17 protein-coding genes and 3 tRNA genes are annotated in these 18,005 nt (G+C 65.7%); 11 read left to right on the top strand and 9 right to left on the bottom strand.

The features are described from left to right. Positions 1 to 6: 6 nt before the first annotated feature. Positions 7 to 354: a dihydroneopterin aldolase family protein gene (locus MU553_RS18790; protein WP_247380536.1), complete on the bottom strand. Its 348-nt coding sequence runs from the start codon at positions 352 to 354 to the stop codon at positions 7 to 9. A 116-nt stretch (positions 355 to 470) separates the two neighbouring features. Between MU553_RS18790 and MU553_RS18785 the strand changes: the two genes are divergently transcribed. Further along, positions 471 to 1,088, top strand: a complete 618-nt coding sequence (locus MU553_RS18785) for a translation initiation factor IF-2 subunit beta (protein ID WP_247380534.1) — start codon at positions 471 to 473, stop codon at positions 1,086 to 1,088. A 67-nt stretch (positions 1,089 to 1,155) separates the two neighbouring features. Continuing rightward, a complete protein-coding gene (gene azf, locus MU553_RS18780) occupies positions 1,156 to 1,923 on the top strand; it encodes an NAD-dependent glucose-6-phosphate dehydrogenase Azf (RefSeq protein ID WP_247380531.1) in 768 nt (255 codons plus the stop codon). Between the two features lie 14 nt (positions 1,924 to 1,937). On the opposite strand, the gene MU553_RS18775 is transcribed toward azf, so the two are convergent. After that, a complete protein-coding gene (locus tag MU553_RS18775) occupies positions 1,938 to 2,555 on the bottom strand; it encodes a DUF309 domain-containing protein (RefSeq protein WP_247380530.1) in 618 nt (205 codons plus the stop codon). A 150-nt stretch (positions 2,556 to 2,705) separates the two neighbouring features. On the opposite strand from MU553_RS18775, the gene MU553_RS18770 reads away from it, so the two are divergent. Next, positions 2,706 to 3,566 (top strand): lipase family alpha/beta hydrolase, encoded by an 861-nt coding sequence (locus MU553_RS18770; RefSeq protein ID WP_247380529.1) that lies wholly within the window; start codon positions 2,706 to 2,708, stop codon positions 3,564 to 3,566. Here MU553_RS18770 and MU553_RS18765 read toward each other — a convergent pair. The 4 genes from MU553_RS18765 to MU553_RS18750 all read right to left on the bottom strand — a co-directional run bounded on the left by MU553_RS18765 (position 3,563) and on the right by MU553_RS18750 (position 6,690). Next, positions 3,563 to 4,279, bottom strand: a complete 717-nt coding sequence (locus tag MU553_RS18765) for a DUF7260 family protein (RefSeq protein ID WP_247380526.1) — start codon at positions 4,277 to 4,279, stop codon at positions 3,563 to 3,565. The two genes, MU553_RS18770 and MU553_RS18765, sit on opposite strands and share 4 nt — an antisense overlap. A 1-nt stretch (position 4,280) precedes the next feature. Then, complete coding sequence (locus MU553_RS18760) at positions 4,281 to 5,264, bottom strand: metallophosphoesterase family protein (protein WP_247380524.1); 984 nt, start codon at positions 5,262 to 5,264, stop codon at positions 4,281 to 4,283. A gap of 95 nt (positions 5,265 to 5,359) precedes the next feature. Further along, positions 5,360 to 5,962, bottom strand: coding sequence for a twin-arginine translocation signal domain-containing protein (locus tag MU553_RS18755; RefSeq protein ID WP_247380522.1), 603 nt, complete (start codon positions 5,960 to 5,962; stop codon positions 5,360 to 5,362). Between the two features lie 86 nt (positions 5,963 to 6,048). Continuing rightward, the gene (locus MU553_RS18750) at positions 6,049 to 6,690 is read right to left on the bottom strand and encodes a DUF7504 family protein (RefSeq protein WP_247380520.1); all 642 of its coding nucleotides are present in this window, start codon (positions 6,688 to 6,690) and stop codon (positions 6,049 to 6,051) included. A gap of 150 nt (positions 6,691 to 6,840) precedes the next feature. On the opposite strand from MU553_RS18750, the gene MU553_RS18745 reads away from it, so the two are divergent. The 4 genes from MU553_RS18745 to MU553_RS18725 all read left to right on the top strand — a co-directional run bounded on the left by MU553_RS18745 (position 6,841) and on the right by MU553_RS18725 (position 10,575). Beyond that, positions 6,841 to 6,913, top strand: a tRNA-Arg gene (locus tag MU553_RS18745). Positions 6,914 to 7,620: 707 nt separating this feature from the next. Next, positions 7,621 to 9,063, top strand: coding sequence for a single-stranded DNA binding protein (locus MU553_RS18740; RefSeq protein ID WP_247380518.1), 1,443 nt, complete (start codon positions 7,621 to 7,623; stop codon positions 9,061 to 9,063). 64 nt (positions 9,064 to 9,127) lie between these two features. Beyond that, the gene (locus MU553_RS23660) at positions 9,128 to 9,568 is read left to right on the top strand and encodes a histone family protein (RefSeq protein WP_282594368.1); all 441 of its coding nucleotides are present in this window, start codon (positions 9,128 to 9,130) and stop codon (positions 9,566 to 9,568) included. Continuing rightward, positions 9,565 to 10,575, top strand: a complete 1,011-nt coding sequence (locus MU553_RS18725) for a histone deacetylase family protein (protein ID WP_247380516.1) — start codon at positions 9,565 to 9,567, stop codon at positions 10,573 to 10,575. Before MU553_RS23660 ends, MU553_RS18725 begins: the two co-directional genes overlap by 4 nt. Here MU553_RS18725 and cca read toward each other — a convergent pair. Beyond that, entirely contained in the window at positions 10,554 to 11,918 is a 1,365-nt protein-coding gene (gene cca, locus MU553_RS18720) for a CCA tRNA nucleotidyltransferase (RefSeq protein WP_247380514.1), read from the bottom strand. The genes MU553_RS18725 and cca overlap by 22 nt on opposite strands. Positions 11,919 to 12,018: 100 nt before the next feature. Between cca and MU553_RS18715 the strand changes: the two genes are divergently transcribed. The 4 genes from MU553_RS18715 to msrA all read left to right on the top strand — a co-directional run bounded on the left by MU553_RS18715 (position 12,019) and on the right by msrA (position 14,815). Next, a tRNA-Asn gene (locus tag MU553_RS18715) sits at positions 12,019 to 12,091 on the top strand. A 97-nt stretch (positions 12,092 to 12,188) separates the two neighbouring features. After that, positions 12,189 to 12,295 (top strand) — tRNA-Ile (locus MU553_RS18710). 300 nt (positions 12,296 to 12,595) lie between these two features. After that, positions 12,596 to 14,137 carry a hypothetical protein gene (locus tag MU553_RS18705; RefSeq protein WP_247380512.1) on the top strand — a complete coding sequence of 514 codons (1,542 nt, stop codon included), beginning with the start codon at positions 12,596 to 12,598 and terminating at the stop codon, positions 14,135 to 14,137. Positions 14,138 to 14,269: 132 nt separating this feature from the next. Then, positions 14,270 to 14,815 (top strand): peptide-methionine (S)-S-oxide reductase MsrA, encoded by a 546-nt coding sequence (gene msrA / locus MU553_RS18700; RefSeq protein ID WP_247380510.1) that lies wholly within the window; start codon positions 14,270 to 14,272, stop codon positions 14,813 to 14,815. Between the two features lie 2 nt (positions 14,816 to 14,817). On the opposite strand, the gene MU553_RS18695 is transcribed toward msrA, so the two are convergent. Further along, positions 14,818 to 16,326: a DUF7282 domain-containing protein gene (locus tag MU553_RS18695; protein ID WP_247380508.1), complete on the bottom strand. Its 1,509-nt coding sequence runs from the start codon at positions 16,324 to 16,326 to the stop codon at positions 14,818 to 14,820. 72 nt (positions 16,327 to 16,398) lie between these two features. After that, positions 16,399 to 17,985 (bottom strand): histidine ammonia-lyase, encoded by a 1,587-nt coding sequence (gene hutH / locus MU553_RS18690; protein ID WP_247380915.1) that lies wholly within the window; start codon positions 17,983 to 17,985, stop codon positions 16,399 to 16,401. Positions 17,986 to 18,005: the final 20 nt, after the last annotated feature.

Below are 18,005 nucleotides of genomic sequence, written 5' to 3'. Positions count from 1 at the left end.
GGCCGCTCAGGACTGCACGTCGGCGACGGCCATCAGCGGGTAGCCGTCCTCCATCTCCATGCGCGCCAGGACCTCGACGCCTTCGTAGTCGATCAGCATCTCGACGTCGAGGAAGCGACCTGTGAGTTCCGTGTACTCGGCCGCGCCGTCGTCGATCGCGGCCGCGAGTTCGTCGGTCAGGACCTCGACGGTCACGGATTCGCAGAACGGTTGATTCTCGATGGACTCCTCCATGGCGCGCGCGAGTGAGTCGGCGCTGTCGGGGCTGACCGGCGTGCCCGCGAACTGGTGGTACAGCGAGCCGAACTTGATGCCCGCCTCGAAACAGGCGGTCTGGGGGTCTGTCGGATCCATGACGGAGGGACGTGGGCGCTTCAGAAAGTCGCTTCCGTTCGACCAACACCCGGCACGGTTTGCCGTGGAACGGTCAGACACGGAACTCCTATACGGAGTGACCGACTCGAGAAGGTATGGACTACGAAGCGCAGCTCGACCGTGCCTACGAGGAACTCCCCGAGCGCACGGCCAGCCAACAGCGGCTCCAGATCCCCGACCCGGAAGTCCAGGAAGACGGTGCGTTCACACGCCTGACGAACCTCAAAGAGATCGCGGACACGCTCTCGCGCGACGCCGAGCACGTCCACCGGTTCGTCCAGCGGGAGTTCGGGACCAACGGCCAGTTCGACGGCGACCGGTCGCGATACAACGGCTCGTTCGACGAGGCCGACTTCGAGGCGGCGCTCGACCGCTACGCCGAAGAGTACGTCATCTGTTCGGAGTGTGGCCTGCCGGACACGAAACTCACCACCGAGGACCGCACGCAGATGCTGCGCTGTGAGGCCTGTGGTGCGTTCCGACCCGTCGAGAAGCGGGCCGGGAGCAGTAGCAAGTCCTCCTCGACGACGACCACGCTCGAAGAGGGCGAGACGTACCAGGTCAAGATCACGGGCATGGGCCGGAAAGGCGACGGCGTCGCCGAGAAAGGCAAGTACCGCATCTTCGTCCCCGGCACCAGCGAGGGCGACGAACTCCAGGTCTACATCGACAACATCAGCGGGACGCTGGCGTTCGCCCGGCCGGTGCAGTAACTGACAACGGATTTGCAGACCGCGAACCGTATCTTACTTACTGACGCCGCGGTTCAGAGTTACCTGAATGGACGACCCGGTTTTGCTCACGGGTGCGGGCGGTAACGTCGGCGAGGCGATCCTCGGAGGCATCGGCGACGAGTACGACTGGCGGCTCATGTTCCACAGCCCACCGGCGGACGAGCCCGACCACGAGTACCTCGTCGGCGACGTCACTGACGACGAGACGGTCCAGGCGGCCGTCGACGGCGTCAGTGCCATCATCCACCTCGCCGGCGACCCGCGCCCCTCCGCACCGTGGAAGAGCGTGCTCTCGAACAACATCGACGGCACCCAGAAGATGTACGAGGCGGCCGTCGAACACGACGTCGAACGGTTCGTGTACGCCTCCTCGAACCACGCCGTCGGCGCCTACGAGACCGACGAGCGCACGCCCGAGATGTACCGCCCCAACGACGAGTTCCGCCTGGACGGAACGGAACTCCCCCGGCCTGGCAACCTCTACGGCGTCTCGAAGGCCACCGGCGAGGTCCTCGGCCGCTACTATCACGACGAACACGGCATCAAAGTCTGTAACGTCCGCATCGGCAACCTCACGGAAGGCCATCCCCCGATCGACTACGAGCGCGGCCAGGCGATGTGGCTCTCCTACCGCGACTGCGCCCACCTCCACGAGTGCACGCTCGAAGCCGACTACGACTTCGAGATCGTCTACGGGATCTCCGACAACGAGCGTAAGTACTACTCGCTTGAACGGGCCAAGGACGTGCTGGGCTACGAGCCCATGGACAACTCCGCCGAGTGGGACGGCGACGAGCGCGTCGACGCGAACTGATTTCTCCGTCCCGGTTACTCGAACAGCCCGTCGACGTCCGCTTCTCGCTGCTCGCGCCGCTGAACGTGTTCCGCCAGCCGCTGGTAGACGATACCGCGATGGGCCGCATCGCGCGCGAAGTCCAGCACGAAGGTGACGAACTCGCTCGTCTCCTGGCCCGCGTCGACGTCGGTTTCGGCGTAGCGAATCGCCTGTTCGACGACCGACTCGTCGTAGTGTCGGTCCTCGGCGTACACCTCGGCAGCGACGGCGGCCGCCTCGAACGACAGCTCCGCGAGTTCCACGACCGCGCCGTCGTGGGTGAGTGCGGGCGGCCCTCCCCGCTCGATCACCTCGGGGTCGTCCCCGAGCGCCCCCAGGAACGATCGGACGGCTGTGAGGTCCACGCCGCGGTACTGCTCGCCGAGGTCGACGAGGTACGCCGCGGCGCTGTCGGCCAGGCCGGTCGCGCCCGCCCAGTTGCGCTCGCTGGCGTGGTGGACGGCGGCGGTGAACTGGATGAGCCCGTGCAGGAACTGCTCGTCGTCGGTGTCCCGTTCCAGACCGAGCCAGTACTCCTCCCAGGCGTCGTGTGCGGCGTGAAAGTCGCCGGCGTTGTAGATCGCCAGTCCCGCCCGGAGGTTCGGCTCCATACGGGCAACCAGGAGCGCCGCCGAGAAATGGATTGGGACTTCCCCGTTAGAGCCGAGTGCGCACGTCCTGTTCGGCACCCGGTAGATCGCAGGGAGGACCCGTCGACACGTGTGAAAATAGATATCTGGGAGCCGGTCCGAGTAGCAAACGTGACGGACAGTCAGGAAGACTCGGGTGGGGAAAACGAGGACTCGACAGTGAGCCGTCGGGACGTACTGCGACGGGCTGCGATCGGGGCAGCAGCGCTGACGGGCGTGGCAGCGGTCGTCGGCGGTACCGAAGCGAAGAGTTGTCTCTCCCTGGCTGGCACCGATGCGCCGGACGACTTTCCGATGATCGAACACGGGAGTACCAGCGGGGACTTCCCAGCGGCCCCCGACGAACTGACGATCTTCGTCCACGGTTGGTTCGAACGCCTCGGCGGTGACGCGACGGGGCAGTCGTATCTCGCGAAGCAGGCGCTCCGCGATGCGGAGTACACCGGCGCAGTCGCCGGCTTCGAGTACGACGGAAACGACCCGTGGTGGTGGGCGGCCAAGGACGACGCCGAAGCGGACGGCCGAACCTTCGCCGACTGGCTCACGACCTACCAGTCCCAGCATCCGGCGACGGACGTCCACGTCATCTGCCACTCGCTCGGCGGGCGCGCATCACTGGCGTGCCTCGACGAGCTCCAACGGGACGACGCGCGCGTGACGTCGCTCTCCTTGCTCGGGGCTGCTGTCGACGCCGGGTCGGTCACCGAGGGCGCGGGGGAAACCGGCGACTGGTACGACGCCGTCGCCGACGGCGCCGACGACGTGTACAACTATCACAGCGCCAACGACGGCATTCTCGAATACGTCTACAGCGTCGGCGAGTTCGGTGACGAAGCGCTCGGCGAGGAAGGCGCCGACGGGACGCCGCCGGACAACTTCACCGACGTCGACGTGACCGACCAGATAGACGACCACTGCGAGTACTTCCAGCCCGACGTCGGCTGTCTCGGCGACGTCGGCAGCCGGCTCTAATCGGCGGGTTCGTCGCGTTTCGTCGTCCACTCGGCCACGCGCGCCAGCACCGTTTCGAGCGTCGTGAGCACCGGATCGACGCCGGGTTCGTCTTCGTACAGGTCAGCCACGATCCCCGTCGACTCGTGGTCGAGGATTGACTCGCGAGCTGCCATTCGATCACGACAGCGTCGTTCGATGTGGGTCACCCTGCTCCGCTCGTGCGCTGTCGCTGTGGCCGTCGCCGCCACCGCATCGAGCAGATCGAGCGCGAGCTGTTCGGTCCGGTCGAGCGTCGCCAGTTCGGCGTCGATGGTCCTGATTCGGTCGACGCGTCGCTCGTGGGCGGTACTCGCGGCATCGACGATGCGCGCCCGCAGCTCCGGGGTCAGCATCGTCGCCCGGCGGACCGTCCGGGCGAGTTGGCTCCCCAATTCCGCGGCGAGGTGAGTCGTGTACGGGTCGTCGTACGCGTCGCGGTAGTGCGGGACGGCCATGACCGTGGTTTCGTACGCACGCCGGACCGCCGCCAGTCCGTCGTCGTCGGGGCGCACGCTCGCCGCACAGGTCGGGTCGGGCGCAACGGTCGCGTGTGCGCCGTCGACGGAGAGCCGTTCGGCGCGCTTGCAGAACTGGTCGAACGCGGCCCGTTCGTCCACGAGTTCGCGACGGACGAGCCGCAACTGCGTTCGGGCTGCGTCGAGCGACGCCGTCGGTGGAATCTGCTGGGCCATCTCACTGCCCCGACGGTGCCATGTCGCCGCCGGACGCTGTCGCGGGTCCCGGCCGCTCGTCCACGAAGGGGAGCTCGGAGAGGAGGCCGCGATCGAGGCAGTCCGCGACGGCCTGCCCGTGTTCCCGCCCCTCGTTCGCGTGTGCGTACGCCTCCTCGAACCCCGCACGGTCGACCAGCGGCACGACGTCGATCGTCGTCCCCCGCGAATCCATCTCGACGTGGAGGAACGACGGCGGGAGCGAACAGATCGCCGGCGCGATGACCTCCCGGACGCCAGCCACGGTTGTGGTTGCCGGCCAGTGGATGTGCCCGGAGATCACGAGTTCGACGCCCCCGTCGGACAACACCGTCGCCAGTTCGCTCGCGTTCCCCATCTGGTAGAAGTCGGCGTTGGCGAACTCACCGGTGTGTTGGTCGGGGTGTGTCAGGTTGTGGTGACAGACGACGACCGGATTCGCGAGCCCTGGCAGGATGGATTCCAGCCAGTCCAACTGGGCCGTCGAAACGTGGCCCGCGTGATCGTCGGTCAGACGGTCGTCCGAGGTCGTCGCCGTGTCGATTCCGACGATATCGACGCCGCCGACGTGCTTGACGAACGGCAGTCGACCGGTCGCGTACGTCTCCGCGAACGTCTCCACGGGCGGCGTCTGGTGACTGTCGAACGCCTTTGGAACGTCGTGGTTGCCCGGCACCGCGACGTGCGGTGCGTCGAGTTCCTTCAGTAACGCGTCGACGCGAGTGAACTCGCGTGGAGCGCCGTCCTTGGTCAGGTCGCCGGCGAACACCACCGCGTCGACGTCGAGGCGATTGGCCTCGGTGATTGCCGTCCGAAGCCGCTGTTCTGTCCGGTGAAGTACCTTCCACGTCCCCGTTCCCCACGGCGTCACGTGTGCATCCGCGAACACCGCAAAACTGGTCGGCGTCGCCGTCTGCGGGCGACGAAGCCGCGCCACTGCCGGCCCCGGCGCACTCCGGTAGAGCATTACACGGTACTGATTCTTACCAGCAAATAAAAATATCGTAATTTTTATATTTTCGGCTACGTTCGGCACTTGGCACCTGCGAGCGGTATTGAGCGCTATTGAGACGACGGGTCACCTACGCTGGCGCCCCCGTGAGCAGCACTGGCAACGTCACGGCGGCCGTCAGACCCGTCGTGCGTGACCGACACCTGGCTCGGCAGCGACTCCGCGAAGGTAAACCGTGCTTCGTAATCGATTTCGACGATCGCCTGGGTACAGGCGTCGCTAGTGGGTACGTCGATCGTCTGGACCGTGACCGACAGGTGGTCGGCCTGTTCGTCGTAGGTCACCTCGCCCAGTTCGGCCGTCGTGCATCCGTCTGCACCGGGGATCGTCCCCGTCACGACGACCTCGGTTTTGTCGGCATCGAAGTCGACCGTCGCGTCGTGTCGCTCGGTGCCGGACCCGGTGTCGGTGACTGTGAACGACTGATTCACGAGGCCGTCCTCGACGGTGGTCGTCGGGTGGTCACCGGAGTCCGTCGTGGTCGTGTCGTCAGTTTCGGTGGTGTCGGTCGAGGGGTCGGTCGGCTGGCTGCCGGGGTCGTCCGAGTCATTCGTGTCGTCGTCGGTGCTGCGGTCACCGGACTGCGTACAGCCGGCGAGCGCGAGCAGGGCAGTCGTGGAGGCGGTTCCCGTCAGGAAACTGCGTCGGCGCATACTCGACGTGTTGGTAGACGTGAAAAAGGACTTTGGGAAGACACAAACGCTCGTTTGACACAGCGGCGACCCGCGAGCGCAGGTGGTCAGCGCGTCTTGACGGACCACTCGCCAGTCTCGTCGACTTCGACGACGGCGTCGAACAGCCCCTTGATCGTCGCGAGCGTCTGCTCGTCGTGGGCGTCGGGATCGAGGTGATAGTGCCCGACGCCGTGCGCGGACTTGACGCGGCCGGTGACGACGTGGAGGAACCGGAAGGCGCGTTTGAGGTCCGCGTACTGGAGGAGCGCAGTCAGCGAGTCGAAACAGAGTCGCGGCCGGTCGACGGCGTCGGCCTCGTAGGCGTACTCCAGGAACTCGCTGAGTTCGATCCCCAGGCCGGTGAGATCGGACGCGTTCTCGATCACCGAGACGGACCAGCGGTCCCCGGCGTCGGGGCTGCCATCCGACGAGAACCGGGGGTCGGCTCGGTCGCCGACGCTGATTACCATTCCGTGTGCAGGGGCAGTGCCAACGTGGGCCTGCCAGTCGTCGATCCATTCGGCCGGCGACTGGCGATAGGAGATGCCCAACACAGTCGCACTGGGAGGGTCCTCACCGGCCAGGAGATCCAGACAGACTCCACTGGTGGAGGTCCCGAACGACGGTTCCATGACGAGGATGTTCGCCGCCCCGCGCAACCGCTCAGAGAGGGAGTTTGTTTCTCGACTTGCGACCGGCTCAGCCATACCACTCATCCGTCACCGGGCAGTATAATATTGCTGATTCAGACAAGAAATTAACCAAAAGCTTGCCAGTGAACGTGAGTAAGTGCAGGCAAGCGAATGTGGCCGGCGAATCGTAACCCCTTTATCTACCACCCCGAAATGGATGAATGAGTCCTGATAGGGTAGTGGACTATCCTCTTGGCTTGCGGAGCCAGGGACCGGAGTTCAAATCTCCGTCAGGACGCTACACTTTCCGAGAACTAACCTGTGAGCGACTTCCATGTCGCTCACTTCGTTCTCGGTTATGCGACTCACGGAGATTTGAGCAGCGAACGAGCGCAGCGAAGTGAGTGAGTTCAAATCTCCGTCAGGACGTTCATTCCTTCGGAATGCTTCGCTTCGCTCAGCATTCGCTCAGTCATCATCGGGCGACTCTGTGAGTCGCCCGATTGTAAGCGAGACCAGAGGTCTCGCCCTATTCACGTCCTGACTTGCCCTACGCTCGCTTCGTCGCCGGCGCGTAGCGCCGGCTGCCAGAGGGACCAAAGGTCCCTCCCTGCTCGCGTAGGACTCCGTCAGGACGTTTCTGCCGACGCAATCCGCCGAGCGACGCTACTGTCGCTCACATCGTTCTCGGCTGTTCCACCGACACGAACAGCCAGTCAGCAACAGCAGTTCACGCTCCTCCCCAACCGCCTGACTCACTACGCTCGTCAGTTGAGCCTTCGCTCGCAGGATTCGCGAAGGCCTCTCGCAACTCCATCGCGGCATGGACGCCGCGACAGCGCGCGCCTCGTCCGGGATCGCGACCGGCCGCATGTTTAAATCGGAGAACGCAGCAGCTACGGGTATGCCTGGCAGGAGAGAGAACACGGAATCGACAGACGGCAGCGGCCCGGAGGAGCGACGACAACGCTTAAGCGGAGCCCAACCTTCCACTTGCACAGACAGATGGGTGCGATAGAGGATATCTACGCGGACGTCGAGGCCGACGACGTTTCTCTCGAGGAGTTCCGTGAGGCCGTCGAGCAGAAGGTCGAGCAGATGGGTGGTCTCGCCGACGAGGAGACGGCGGCGATGCTCCTCGCGCACGAACTCTCCGAGGGCGAGGTCAACGCCATCGCGGACATCGAACCGGGCATGGACGAAGTGAAGTTCATCGCGAAGGTGATGAGCGTCGGCGACCTCCGGACGTTCGAGCGGGACGGCGAGGACGAAGACGGTCGCGTCATCAACGTCGAGGTCGCCGACGAGACCGGCTCGGTGACGCTCTCCTTTTGGGACGAACAGGCAGTGAGCATCGACGAGGGCGAACTCGACGTCGGTCAGGTGCTCCGCATCGCGGGCCGACCGAAAGACGGCTACAACGGGCTGGAAGTGAGCGTCGACAAGGCCGAACCCGACGACGACGAGGAGGTCGACGTCCAGCCGGGCGGCACGACGGCGATCGAGGCGCTGACGCTTGGGCAGTCCGACGTCAACGTCCGCGGGCTCGTCCTCGATACGGAGGGCGTCAGGACCTTCGACCGCGACGACGGCTCCGAGGGGAAGGTCGCGAACCTGGCCATCGGGGACGAATCGGGCCGGGTTCGGGTGACGCTCTGGGACGAGCGCGCGGACAGGGCCGAGGAACTCGATCCGGGCGTGGCCGTCGAGGTCGTCGACGGCTACGTTCGCGACCGCGAGGGCGACCTCGAACTCCACGTCGGCGACCGCGGTGCCGTCGAGGAAGTCGACGACACCGTCGAGTTCACGCCGGAAACCGCACCGATCGACGCGGTCGAGATCGGCCAGACCGTCGACGTCGGCGGCGTGATCCGATCTGCGGACCCGAAGCGGACGTTCGACCGCGACGACGGCTCCGAAGGTCAGGTTCGGAACGTCCGCGTCCAGGACGAAACCGGCGACATCCGCGTGGCACTGTGGGGAGACAAGGCGGACAAGGACATCCAGCCGGGCGACGAGGTGTTCCTGGCGGACGTCGAGATTCAGGACGGCTGGCAGGACGAACTCGAGGCGTCCGCCGGCTGGCGCTCGACCGTCGTCGTCCTGGAAGACGGCGCGTCAGACGCCACGGCAGGGGGCTCGACGGCCGAGAGCGGCGACGGCGCGTCGGCGGACAGTGGCGCCGACACGGGGCTGGATGCGTTCGCCGACGGCGACGGTGCTGGCGGCGGTGCGGCGACAGCGGCGACGACCACACAGGACGACGCCGAGAGCGCGGAGGTCGTCGAGTTCACCGGGACGGTCGTCCAGACGGGCGAGCCGGTCGTATTGGACAACGGAGAGGAAACGATGAGCGTCGAGACGGACGCGACGCTCCAGTTGGGGCAAGAAGTCACAGCACGCGGACGGGTCGACGAGGGTCGCCTGGATGCCGAGGACGTGTTCTAGGGACTCAGCGGGCGCCAACGGCCTCACGGAAAGTCTTAAGAGCGCGACCGCCCCGGTATGGCGTATGAGCGTCGAGCTGCCGTTCGCCCCGGTCGACACGGTCATTCGACGGAACGCAGGGTCCCTTCGGGTGAGTGCAGAGGCGTCCGAGGAACTCGCCCGTCGGATTCAATCGCGAGGTGCGAGTCTCGCCATCGATGCCGCCGAGGAGGCGACGGCGGAGGGACGGAAGACGTTGATGGCCGACGACTTCGGCGTCGCGTCCGTGCCAGACAAGAGCACGCTCGAGCTTCCCATCGCGCCCGTCGACCGCATCGCCCGCCTCGACATCGACGACAGCTATCGGGTGTCGATGGACGCGCGCATCGCCCTGGCAGAGATTCTCGAAGCGTACGCGGACGACGTCGCCGCGGCCGCAGCGACGCTGGCCCACCACGCCGGTCGTCGAACGATCAAGGCCGAAGACATCGAGGCGTACTTCGAACTCGCCCAGTACTTTGAATGAAATTCGGCTATCACGAGGACTGTCTCGAACACACGACGGGCTATCGCCACCCGGAGAGTCCGGACAGGCTCCGCGCGATCCGGCAGTCCCTGGCGAAGAAACACGGCGTCGAGTACGTCGCGGCCGACCCCGCGTCGAAAGCTGCCGTCGATGCGGTCCACACCGACGACTACGTCGAGGACATCAAGGCGTTCTGTGCCGACGGCGGCGGGAACTGGGACGCAGACACCGTCGCCGTCGAGGCCACCTGGGACGCCGCCCTCGCGGCCGCCGGCCAGGCGATCTGGGCGGGCGAGCGCGCGCTCGCAGGTGACGACGGCCGCCAGACGCCGTTCGCGATCGGACGCCCCCCGGGCCATCACGCCGTCGCAGACGACGCGATGGGCTTCTGTTTCATCAACAACGCCGCCGTGGCCGCGCGCCACGCCATCGATCAGGGGGCGGCAGCGCGAGTCGCGATCTTCGACTGGGACGTCCACCACGGCAACGGCATCCAGGACATCTTCTACGACGACGACGACGTGTTCTACACGTCGATCCACGAACAAGGGCTCTACCCCGGCACCGGGAAAGTCGACGAAACCGGCGAGGACGAAGGCGAGGGACGAACGATGAACCTGCCGTTGCCGGCCGGGAGCGGCGACGCCGAGTACCTGACGGCGATCGACGAACTCATCGCACCCGAACTCCGGGCGTTCGATCCCGACCTCGTGCTCGTGAGCGCGGGGTTCGACGCACACCGGCACGACCCGATCTCGCGAATGAGCGTCTCGACCGAGGGGTACGGCGCGATGACGGACCGCTTCCGCGACATCAGCGACGAGATCGGCGCCGGGCTGGGATTCGTACTGGAAGGCGGTTACGGACTGGACACCCTGGCCGAAAGCGTCAGCATGGTCCACGAAGTGTTCGACGGCCGTGAGCCGATGGAACCGGACGACGAGCCGAAAGACCGAGCCATCGCCGTCCTCGACGACGTGCGCGATCAGGGCTTCGGCGAGAAGTAACGCGCCAGGTCCCGCCCGAACGCGGGACAGAGTGCAGTGATCTCCCCACCGACCAGCACCTCGTAGTCGTCTTCGAGTTCCGTCGCGACGTGTGCGCCCAGGCCGACGTCGAACAGCGCTTCGCTCCGAAGGAACTCGACGGCGGTCGCGAACTCGCGTTCGCGTTCGACCACGTAGCGACCGTCCTCGACGAACGGCCCGTACGCGTCCGTCGCCTCGTACTTCTCGTAGAAGCCCGTCGCGTGGTCGCGGACGTGGATCGGCGGACCGTCGTGGCGCTCGATCCGTGGCCGCTCCGGGACGGCGAGTTCGACGAGCAGCACCGCTTCGTCGCCGTCGTCGACGTCGGCAAAAGCCTCGGCGCGGAACACGTCGAAGCCACGGCGGTCGAGTTCGCTCGTCACCCCGTCGAGAGATTTGCGAAGTTGGGGCCAGAGCTGATCCGCGACGATGTCGGGTGCCTCGAACCTGAGTGCGACCGGCGTCGTGCCCCTGTCCTCGACGTACCCGCGGACTGCGTCGGGCGACAGCGGCTCGGGCTCGTCGGGGTCGAAGCGGTCCTCGCGAGGGGCGGCGAGAAAGTCTCGCGCGTAGTGTTGCAGGCGCGCGACGTTCGTCGCCGAGAGCGCGGCGGCGACGTTCCGAGTGGGATCGGTCGGATCGATGACGACCAGCGCGTCGTCAAAGGATTCCGCGCCGTGGGCTTCGGGATCGAGTTCGACCGGTGGATGCCAGTCGGCGGCGGCGTCGAGGAACTCGCGAAAGCCGCCGTGTTCGAGAACGAGCAGCTCCGTGAGATACCCCGAGAAGCCGCGGGTCTTGAGGTTGCTCCCATAGACGCCGATTCCCTTCAGGAACGCCTTGCAGACGCGGACGTCGCCGGCGATCTCGTCGTCTAGCCGCGCCTCCAGATACTCGGTGTGGAAGGGCGTGCGGTCGACGGCCGACTGGATGGCCGTCGCGTCCTCGACGTCGTAACACGGCACCAGATCCACGGTGAACCCCTCGAACTCGCCGACCGTGTACGGATGTTCGGCGTACTCCTCGTGCCCGTCCGGGAGGACCTCGCGACCGATCCGGAGACCGTACTCCTCTAAGCGCTCGCGGTCGAGGTCGTCGGGAAAGCGGACGAACAGGTCCACGTCCCGGTCGCCGGCCAGCCACGTCCCGCGGGCCGTGCTGCCGACGAGCAGCACGTCGGCGTCGACCGGCAACTCGGCGACAGCCGCTTCCGTGCGCTCGGTGAGGCGTTCGGTCGCCGCACGGAGGCGGTCTCGTTCGTCGTCGTCGGGCGTAACGCGCTCACGCACGCTGTCGACGACGGCTGCGAACTCGTCAGTCATACCCGCTCGTTTCCGGTGACCGCGTGAAAGCGTGTCGATGCAGGTCGAAAACGAAAGCCCTTTCAAATAACTCCGGCTACCCAGTAGTGCAGACAAACGGGCCGCCGTAGCTCAGTTGGTAGAGCACCACGCTGTTAACGTGGTTGTCCCAGGTTCGAACCCTGGCGGTGGCGCTTCTCTGATCTCAGTTCCCACGAGCGACGTTGCCGTGATCTCCGCTCGTGCATCCCGATAGGCTAAAGACGAGTGATGCAGAACCACGGCATGCACGGGCCCTTAGCTTAGTCTGGTTAGAGCACCCGGCTCATATCAACTGCTGACCTCGGTCAGAGTTGTGGGACACCGGGCGGTCGGTGGTTCAAATCCGCCAGGGCCCATAGAACCGCGCCGCATTGCGGCGCGTGTGAGATGCTGCACAAGGATTTGAAGCAGGGAGCAGCTTGCTGCGACCGAGGTTCAAAATCCGCCAGGGCCCTCCTGCTGAGGAACAGAACCCAGAGAGACCCATCGAGATGGGAGTATAGAAGGCGTTTAACCCGACAAAACGAGCGATTTGTTACACACCAGGGTCGGAGCGCTGCCGGGACGTGCCAAAGATGACGTTTGCAACGTGATGGTCACTGAGGAGCAGCTGCAGTGACCCCATAACAAATCGAAAGTCGACTATTGGTGTTCGCATGCCAGATGAAACGAACGGCACCGACAGCAGCCTCGATCGACGGAACGTCCTGAAGGGCCTCACTGTAAGTGGCGCGGCGATCGCCGGCTTGAGCGGGCTCTCCGCGAGTTCGGTCGCACAAGAAAGTACGCTTCCGGCACCGTTCTGCGAAGCCGCCTCGTTGCCCCCCGTGCGTCCACCTGGAGGACAGGCGGGTCAGTGTATCAACTGCGTACCGTGTGACAATCCCATCGCCGTCAAGTTGGTTAGCGGCCTTTCCGGCACGTCTTATACCATCGATTCAGATGAGATTCCAGAGAACGCCGAGCACGTCACGTTCAAAGCGGGGCAGAACTGTTTCCTGGGCGAAGTCCCAGAGAATCCAACGGGGGATGTCACGTGGCAACTCGAACAAGACAACGGGCAACCGCCGAAGTTGCAGGACATCAGCAACGCGACGTTCTACACGTGTGGGGGTCAGAACCCGCCGACAGTCGACGACGTGAAGGTTACCTGTGATAAGATTACTTTCACCACCTCGAACATAGAGGACGTTACGACACTGAACGTAGCGGTAAAGTTCTCGGATCAGCCGTCGGATGATCCGCCCGAAGACTTCACCCCGACCTTGGAAAATGGACAGGCAACCGTAAATCTACCAGGTAACCGCGATCCAATACATGTTACAATAACGGATCAAAATGGTCTGATCCTGTTCGACGAGGGAGTGACAGCATCTGACGCACCGTGTGGGGATGCCCCGGCAGTCACCGGTGTCACAGTCAGGTGTGCATCGATCACGATTCAGACCGCGAACATCCAAGAAGGCGAACCGTTGGACGTGACCGTTACCTTCAGCGACGACTCCCAAAAACCGTACACGCCGGAGGTGGACGCCAACGGCGTAGCAGAGGTCACGCTCCCAGGGTATCTCGATCCGGAGTTCCTCGAAGTGCAGTACGACGGGCAGACGCTGTTCGAGGGTTTTGTCGCTGCGGAAGACGCGCCGTGTGCGAAGTGTCCGCCAGACCTCAACATCGCGTTCAAGTACAAGTACGGGACGTGGTGGCCCGACACCTACGACGACATCGGTGAGGAGGTCGACCCCGACGTGTTCTCGATCGACGGAGGCCGGAAGGAAGTGACCATCTGTGGTCCCTTCCCGTTCGCGGTCAGCTACGCGACGCGGACGAAGAAACATCACGACGGCTGCGACGGCGGGAAACATCACGACGGCTGCGGCGACGGAAAACACCACGACAAGAAGAAAAAACACCACGACGACAAAGACGGCCACGACGAGTGGAACAGCTGCGGCGACGGGAAACACCACGAGAAAAAGAAGCGTCACAACGACTGCGACGGGAAGAAGAAACACCACAAGCACCACGACTGCAAGTCGTGTGGCTGCTTCAAGGACTGCGAGGAACAGGAGCCAGTCACCGCCGAAAAAGAAGACGGGCAGTACTGTGCTACGATTTCGGCCACCACGGACGGCAAGAAGAACGGGAAGATCTGCTGGTTCCGCCTGCACTGCCCGGAGAACGACGTCAACGGGTGAGAACCCACGGCACAGACGTCCGCTGGACAGACGTGTCTGAGTCGGCAGCAGCCACACGTCCCCTGACCGGGCCGGGCGCGACGAGGTGGGTTCAGCGGGGAACTTAACGCCGTCCGCGCCCTACTCGGTTCCATGAGCGAAGACCGCTACGAGCAGGCGACGATCGCCGGCGGCTGTTTCTGGTGTATCGAAGCAGCGATGAAGGAACTCGACGGCGTCGTCGCCGCGGTGTCGGGATACACCGGCGGCCACGTCGAGGACCCCAGTTACGAGGCGGTCTGTCGCGGCGAGACCGGGCACGCAGAGGCCGTCCAGGTGACCTACGACCCGGACCGACTCGAATACGCGGACCTGCTGGAGGTGTTTTTCAGCGTCCACACCCCGACGACGAAGGATCGAGAGGGACCGGACGTGGGAAGCCAGTACCGCTCTGCGGTGTACTATCACGACGAGGCCCAGCGCGAGACCGTCGAGCAGTTCGTCGACGAACTCGACCGTTCCGGGGCGTACGACGACCCGATCGTGACGGAAGTCGAGCCGCTGGAGACGTTCTGGGAGGCAGCGGAGTACCATCAGGACTACTTCGAGAAACACCCCAACAAGCCCTACTGTGCGGTCAACGTCCAGCCCAAAGTCGAGAAGGTGCGCCAGAAGTTCGCCGGGAAAGCCGCCGAGTGAGCCTAGCGTCGCCGTGCGAGCAGAGCGAATAGAACCAGCATCGCCGCGAGGGTGACGCCGGCGCTGAACCCGGGGCCGTTCGCGGCCGTGATGGTGTAGGGAGTGAAGCCAGTCGTGGTCCCGGTGGCGCTAGGCCGGCCGTCCGTCGGACCGGGGAACTCGGACGCAGTGGCCGACCGCTCCGATCCGCCGGACGCGGTCGTCGATGTGGTTGGCGCCCGTGTGGTCGTTGCCGGTGGACGGGTCGTCACCGCCGGCGTTCCGGACGTACCGCTCACGTCCACGGTCGCGGAGACGAGCGTACTGCCCGTCCGGTAGGGCCGGTCGGGGCCGCTCCGGTCGAAAATGCGGTCGGTGTCGACGTCGACGTAGGCACTCACGTGGAGCGCGTCCGCCTTGACCGGTTGGCTGAACTGGACGGTCAGTCCGTCGTAGGCCCCGGCCTCGAGGAATCGGTTGCCGACGATCGGGCCGTCGGGACCGCCGGCGCGAACGATCAGGAAGCCGTCATGCGAGAAGTTGGCGCGCTGGAGGCGGATGCGGTCTTTCGTGTCGATCCGATCCGGGACGGAGAGTGACGCGGTGAGATTGGGAATGCGTCCCTCGGCTTTTCCGACGTTCTGGTCGCCGTTCTTGACGACGAACAGGAGGGGGATGCCGTCGGGGGCGTCGACCAGATCGTAGGTGGCGGTGAACGCGGGTTGGTCGCGACCGGTCACGCGGACGGTCTTCGTTCGCTGGAACGGCTCCGCGCCCGTGCCGGTGAGTTCGATTCGCAGTTCCGTCCCGGGTGCGAGCGTCGTGTGTGCACGCACCTGCTGGTCGGGCATCGGGAACAGGACCGGGCTGTTGCCGCTCTCGCCGGCCTCGAAGTCGACGGCGACCGGGAACACCAGGATGCTGGCGTTGGTCGCGTACTCGTCGAGGGCGAACCGGACCTGGTACACGTCACCGGAGTCGATCGGGCGAGTCGCGCCGTCGTCGGGGCGGCCGTTCCGGTTCTTGTCGAGGACGGTGTCGACCGCCGAGAGGTTGACCACCAGTTGGTAGGTGCTGCCGTCGACGTGAGTGACGGCAGTGCTCTCGGGATCGGTCAGCGAGAACACCTTCGGCGTCGTGTCCGACGGCGTGAACGCCTCGGTGCCCGTCAGCGACGCTCGCTCGCCGTCCAGGAGGGAGAAGAACTTGGTCGTCGTCTCGTTGCCGGGCTGGGACCGCACTGCGTCGTCCAGTCCGGGGGCGCTCACCTGCAGGACGAGCGTATCGGACAACGTCACGTGCGAGCGGGCCGTGATCGTCACGTTCCCGTACTCGGCGACGGTGTCTGCGTCCTGCATCGCGTCGAGATGGCTCCCGGGTGCGACGAACACCGTCAGGTTTGCCCCCTCGTCGGCCGCTGTCGCGTCGGTTCCCCCAGCCGTCGTCGGTGCCCCTGCCGCGACCCCGCTGCCCACAGCGAGGGCGAGTCCAGCAAACAGGACCGCCACCACCAGTGTCCGAGCGCGCTGCATCTACCAGTGGTTCCGTAAGCGAACATATGAGTGCTGGGGTAAGAACGATATTCAGACAGGTCAACGCACTGTTCACTCCAGCGTGTGCTCCAGCGCAGCGGTGACGCGGGCTTCGAGCAGTCCGCTGGCGACCAGTGCAGCCACCCGATCGACGTCCGGACTCGGCGGCCGGTCGTCGGTGAGCGGGTCGACGACCTCGCGGACTGCCTCGTAGGCCGCGCCGGTCCCGACGCCGTGAGCGAGATCGTCGTCGACGTACTCGGCGGCCTCGCTGGCACAGAGCAGTTCGATGGCGACGACGGTCAGCGCGTTCTCGACGGCCGTCTCCGCCTCGAACAGCGACTGGGCGCTCATGCTGACGTGGTCCTCCTGGTTGCCGCTGACGGGGACGTTGTCCACGGACGGACGGCCGCGGGTCCGGGCTTCGTCGACCAGCGCGGCAGCGGCGTACTGGGCGAGCATGTAGCCCGAGCGCACGCCGCTGTCGGCCGCGAGAAACGGCGGGAGGTAGTCCTCCTGGACGTGGGGATTGAGCATCCGATCGACTCGGCGCTCACAGATGGCCGCGAGGTCGGCAACTGCCCCGGTGAGGTAGTCGAGCCGGTGAGCCAGCGGCGCGCCGTGGAAGTTGCCGCCGGAGAGCACGGCGACTTCGTCGGTACCGGTGGCGTAGTCGTTGACCTGGTCGCGCGGGTAGATCAGCGGGTTGTCCGTCGCGCTGTTGAGTTCGGTCGCGACGGCCTCGCGGCAGTGGGCGACGGCGTCCCGGACCGCGCCGTGGACCTGCGGGAGACACCGGATGGAGTAGGCGTCCTGGACGCGGTCGCAGTTGCGGTGGGACTCGACGACGTCGGAGTCGGCGGTCACGCGTTTGACGTTGCGGGCGCTCGCAGCCTGCCCGTCGTGCGGTCGAACCGCAGAAATCGCCGCGTCCGAGGACGCCGTCGACCCCATCGTGACCTCCGTGGTGAGCGCGCCGGCCAGATCGGCCATCCGGACGGCCCGCGCGGCGTCGTGAACGACCAGGGCACCGACGCCGCAGGTGAGCTGGGTGCCGTTGATGAGCGCCAGGCCCTCCTTCGGGGCGAGTTCGATCGGGTCGAGCCCGGCAGCGTCGAGGGCCTCGTCGCCTGGCACTCGCTCGGATCCCTCGCCATCGGGCACGTCCGCTTCGCCCTCGCCGATCAAGACGAGTGCCATGTGGGCAAGCGGGGCGAGGTCGCCGCTGGCCCCCAGACTCCCACGGGAGGGCACCACCGGATGGACGCCCTCGTTCAGCAACGTCGTGAGGTGGTCGACGACGACCTCGCGGACGCCCGAGTAGCCTTTGACGAGCGTGTTGCAGCGCGCGACCATCATCGCACGGACCTCCTCGCGGGTCAGTTCGCGCCCGACGCCGGCGGCGTGGCTGCGGACGAGGTTCACCTGGAGGTCGTCCAGGTCGTCCCGGGAGATGCGCTCGGTCACCAGGTCGCCGAAGCCGGTGTTGACGCCGTACACCGCCTCGTCGGTGTCGAGCAGCGATTCGACGCGCTCGCGGGAGGTCCGGACGGCCTCGCGTGCGTCGTCGTCGATCGAGACCGGCGCGTCCTCCCGAGCGACTGCAACCACGTCCGCGATCCCGAGCGTTTCGCCGTCGACGGTCACCTCGTCGGGCAGTCGGTCGTCAGCCGCGGCGT

The sequence above is a fragment of the Halorientalis brevis genome, assembly GCF_023077655.1.
This window is presented reverse-complemented; position numbering and strand designations above follow the sequence as displayed.